Source organism: Pseudoalteromonas phenolica (assembly GCF_005876835.1).
In the GTDB taxonomy this organism is placed as follows: domain Bacteria; phylum Pseudomonadota; class Gammaproteobacteria; order Enterobacterales; family Alteromonadaceae; genus Pseudoalteromonas; species Pseudoalteromonas phenolica_B.
In genome coordinates, this window is the sequence record NZ_PPSW01000043.1 from 1 (window position 1) to 1,043 (window position 1,043).

At 43.2% G+C, this 1,043-nt stretch carries 1 protein-coding gene; it reads left to right on the forward strand.

What is annotated here, in order from left to right:
* Window positions 1-730: IS110 family transposase (locus C1E24_RS19480; protein WP_138484374.1), on the forward strand; the 730-nt coding region annotated here is incomplete at its 5' end.
* Window positions 731-1,043 lie beyond the last annotated feature (313 nt).

Below are 1,043 nucleotides of genomic sequence, written 5' to 3' on the forward strand. Positions count from 1 at the left end.
GATGAAAGACTTAAAAGATGCAAAGTACCAGCTAAAAGCACTGCTCCTTCGCAACAATATCAACTATGCAGGCACTGCAAACTGGTCTCTCAAACACTTACGATGGCTCACTGAACTTGTACTGCCGCACCCCGCACAACAAATCGTTTTACAAGAGTTTATTCAAACTATAAATGAGCGAATGGATAGGTTAGAGCGACTCGACAATGAACTCTCTCACCATGTTTATCAATGGCGATACTATCCCGTTGTTAAAGCCATTCAGGCTATGCGAGGTGTTCGTTTACTTGTAGCCACCGGCGTTGTCGCTGAGCTTGGCGATTTAACCCGCTTCGACCATCCCCGTAAATTAATGAGTTATCTGGGTCTTGTACCCAGTGAACACTCGAGTGGTGGCAAACGCCATATTGGCGCAATTACTAAATGTGGTAATGGTCGTGCAAGGCGCTTATTAGTCGAAGGTGCTCATAGTTACCGCTATGCTGCCAACATATCGACCGAGTTACAAAAACGACAAGAAAGCTTACCAAAACAGATTGTTGATATCGCATGGAAAGCACAATTAAGACTATGTAAACGTTATAAAAAGCTCATTAATAAAGGTAAGCATTACAACCTTGTTGTCACCGCCATTGCACGTGAAATGATTGCGTATATATGGGCAATCGCAAAACAAATTGTACTCTCTCCGATAAATCCTAAATTAAGATTATCTAGAGTACCGGCTTAATATGAACGAATTAGAGTTAATGCATTGGATCAAGCATCGGGTGTGGCACAACCACCGACGGCGTTAGGATGGCAATGCAGCTAACGCTGCATTGAACCACGAACATAGACTGAAGACAGGTGCCACGTCGAGTTAAGTAAGGTCTGCTCTGCTCATGAAAATGAGTAACCAACGAATACCAGCATGAAAACCGACGAAATTACTTGCTTCATCCTATGCGTTAACTCGCTCTAATTCGAGTTGAGAAATTATGGCTTAAAAAGTTAGGCGGGTTCAGTGCGTTTAACTTGACAGTGGGAGTCATACCAACGCC